Annotated in this window: 4 protein-coding genes; all 4 read left to right on the top strand. The window is 39.9% G+C overall.

What is annotated here, in order from left to right; translation table 11 throughout:
* Positions 1 to 535: VOC family protein (locus AC1DRF_RS21400; protein WP_477741634.1), on the top strand; the 535-nt coding region annotated here is incomplete at its 5' end.
* Positions 536 to 690: 155 nt separating this feature from the next.
* Positions 691 to 1,257, top strand: coding sequence for an NADPH-dependent FMN reductase (locus tag AC1DRF_RS21395; RefSeq protein WP_028409904.1), 567 nt, complete (start codon positions 691 to 693; stop codon positions 1,255 to 1,257).
* A gap of 174 nt (positions 1,258 to 1,431) precedes the next feature.
* Positions 1,432 to 2,076, top strand: a complete 645-nt coding sequence (ycaC, locus tag AC1DRF_RS21390) for an isochorismate family cysteine hydrolase YcaC (RefSeq protein WP_025753100.1) — start codon at positions 1,432 to 1,434, stop codon at positions 2,074 to 2,076.
* A 248-nt stretch (positions 2,077 to 2,324) separates the two neighbouring features.
* The coding region (locus AC1DRF_RS21385; protein ID WP_477741633.1) for a low temperature requirement protein A at positions 2,325 to 3,029 on the top strand (705 nt) is incomplete at its 3' end.

Here is a 3,029-nt window from a genome sequence, read left to right as displayed (position 1 = left end):
AAAGAATACGTGGCAAGTCGGTGAAATTAAACCTGAAGTGGCTATTAAAGGATTCGGAGGGGCTACTTTATTATCTGTTAAGCCTCATGAAACAGCTCAGTTATTAGAAAGCGTAATGGGTCTACAAAAAGTAGGGCAAGAAGGAGATTTTATACGTTTTCAATCATCAGCTGACATTGGAAATGTGATTGATTTAAAATTAACAACCATTGGACGCGGGCAAATGGGCATTGGAACGGTTCACCATATTGCATGGCGAGCAAAAGATGATGAAGATCAATTAGAATGGCAGAAATACGTAGCGGACAGCGGATACGGAGTAACGGCTGTTCGAGATCGAAATTACTTTAATGCGATTTATTTTAAGGAGCACGGAGAAATTCTATTTGAAATTGCAACAGATCCTCCAGGCTTTGCTCATGATGAGTCACTTGAAACAATGGGAGAAAAACTCATGCTGCCTGAACAGTACGAAACCCATCGAGATCAAATTGAAAGAGCTTTGATTCCTTTTGAAGTGAGAGAATTAGACTAAATTTTACTAAAAAAATTCTTTTAGTAATAGTAAAACGCTAGTTCAATCCCGAATTAGGTACAAAGAAGGAATTAATTTATCTATATATAAAACTAATATCTATATTTGAAACACCGTGGTAATATGAAATTAATTCCAAGTAAGGAGGTGAATAGATGACGAAAACTATTGGTCTTATTTGTGGAAGCTTACGAAAGAATTCGTATAACCGAATGATTGCTGAGTCATTGACTACATTAGATGACTCAGCTCAATATCGCTGGATTGAAATAAGCAGCCTGCCTTTTTTTAATGAAGATTTAGAAGCTGACGGATCACCAGAATCTGTCGCATCCTTTAGAGCTGCGATTCAAGATGTTGACGGCGTTATTATAGTTAGTCCAGAGTACAATTCAGGAATTCCCGGAGTGTTAAAAAATGCCTTGGACTGGGCATCAAGACCTCGGACCTCTTCTGTTTTAAACAGAAAACCAGTTGGCCTAATTGGAGCAACTCCAGGAGGCTTCGGTACGGCTTTTGCTCAAATGCAAACGAGAGAAGTACTGGAAGCTATGCAAGTCAACGTTTTGCCATTTCAAAAAATGCTGATTTCGCAAGTTCATGAAAAAGTTGATGCTCAACAAAAAGTACTAACCGATGAATCAACAAAACGTTATCTTCAGCGCTACCTACAGCAGTTCATTCATTGGGTTGATCAAGCGCCTGTTCCTGTTCTAGATTAAGAGAGAGAACACACCTCACGAACCTTCACCTCAGAAATAGCTTTTCTTTCTATACATGTTTTACCTAACAGATCATAAATGAAATCCAAAAAACCGTTCAAATTATAGACCGCTTGTAAGGAATGGAAGAGGTACATGTATCCTTACTTGCCTTAATTTAAGGAGGATTATAAAATGTCTGATCTTTACTCTCGCCTTTCAAAAGATGATGCTGCCGTGCTTTTAGTTGACCACCAAACGGGGCTTATTTCTGGCCTTGTACGTGACTATGGCGTTGATGAATTTAAAAACAACGTATTAGCTCTTGGTGATACGGCTAAATTCTTTGATTTACCGGTTATTTTAACAACTAGCTTTGAAAATGGACCCAACGGCCCGCTCATGCAAGAACTCGTTGATCTGTTTCCTAATGCGCCAAAAATAGCTCGTCCTGGACAAATTAACGCGTGGGACAACGAAGAGTTTGTTAAAGCCATTAAAGCAACCGGGAAAAAACAGCTAATTATCGCCGGTGTAGTGACAGATGTCTGCGTTGCTTTTCCTGCACTTTCTGCCATTAAAGCAGGCTACGAAGTGTTTGTTGTGACGGATGCTTCCGGAACGTTTAATAAGCAAGTCGCAGATGCAGCATTAACGCGTATGGCTCACGGGGGCGCACAGCTTATGAACTGGTTTAGCGTAGCGTGCGAGCTGCAGCGTGACTGGCGCAACGACGTTGAAGGTTTTGGTAATTTAATTTCTAGTCATCTTCCTGGTTATCAAAACTTAATGGGCAGCTATAGAGGAGCTCAGCGCGATTTCAGCAAGCAGAGTGTCTAATAACATAGCATGCTAAAGGTCGTTCTCTTTACATATAAGACGTGAAAGTAGAATGGCATCTGTGGATCATTTATGTGACGGAGAAAACGTAACGACATAAAAGTAATTGCTAGATAGGTGAGCCGACTGATGAACAGCTGGCTCACCTATCTTTTACTACGCTACCTGTCATGAAATATGCGTCTCTTGTATATAAAATAAAGTATATTAACGACAGCCTGATAGATGATAGGAAGGGATGCGGAGTAGTGGAAGAAAAAAAAGTTACGTGGCTGGAGCTTTTTTATGATTTGTTATTTGTGGCAGCCGTTGCGACTGCTACGCATGTTTTGCTTCACGTTGAACAAGGGTATATTCATGGAGAGTATTTGTTAAAGTTTGTACTGATCTTTATTCCGATATGGTGGGCGTGGACGGGACAAACGATGTTTATCAATCGATTTGGACAAGATTTTTTGCATCAGCGCATCTTTATGATTCTTCAAATGCTGTTTGTTCTTATCATGATCTCAAGCTTGTCCGTAGATTTTGATCAATATTACGTGTCTTTTTTGATTGGCTATATCGGGCTAAGAGCGTTAACCTCGATTCAATATCTTATTGTCCAAAAATTTGAACAGAGTGAGAGAAAAAAAGTTGCTGTGTTTTTAGGAACATGCTTTGGAATTGGGATTGTTATCTCCCTTCTGTCGCTCTTTTTTGATTCATGGGTCCGCTACGCCGTGTTATATACAGGAATTGCAGTGGACATGATTTTACCTATTTTAGGACATAAGCGACTGGCGAAATTACCGACCAACACCGCTCATTTGTTAGAACGCTTTGCGTTACTGACATTAATTCTGTTTGGAGAATCGGTTGTCAGCATTCTTGCTGTGATACAGCCACAAAAAGGGGACTGGAATACCATTTTATTTGCGGTTATTTCATTTGTCCTGATCATCGCCATGTGG

The sequence above is a fragment of the Priestia sp. P5_B4 genome, assembly GCF_056400385.1.
This window is presented reverse-complemented; position numbering and strand designations above follow the sequence as displayed.

Bases quoted from the DNA above. Each gene is read 5' to 3' on its own strand.
- AC1DRF_RS21395 (WP_028409904.1), top strand. From the start codon at position 691: ATGACGAAAACTATTGGTCTTATTTGTGGAAGCTTACGAAAGAATTCG.
- ycaC (WP_025753100.1), top strand. From the start codon at position 1,432: ATGTCTGATCTTTACTCTCGCCTTTCAAAAGATGATGCTGCCGTGCTT.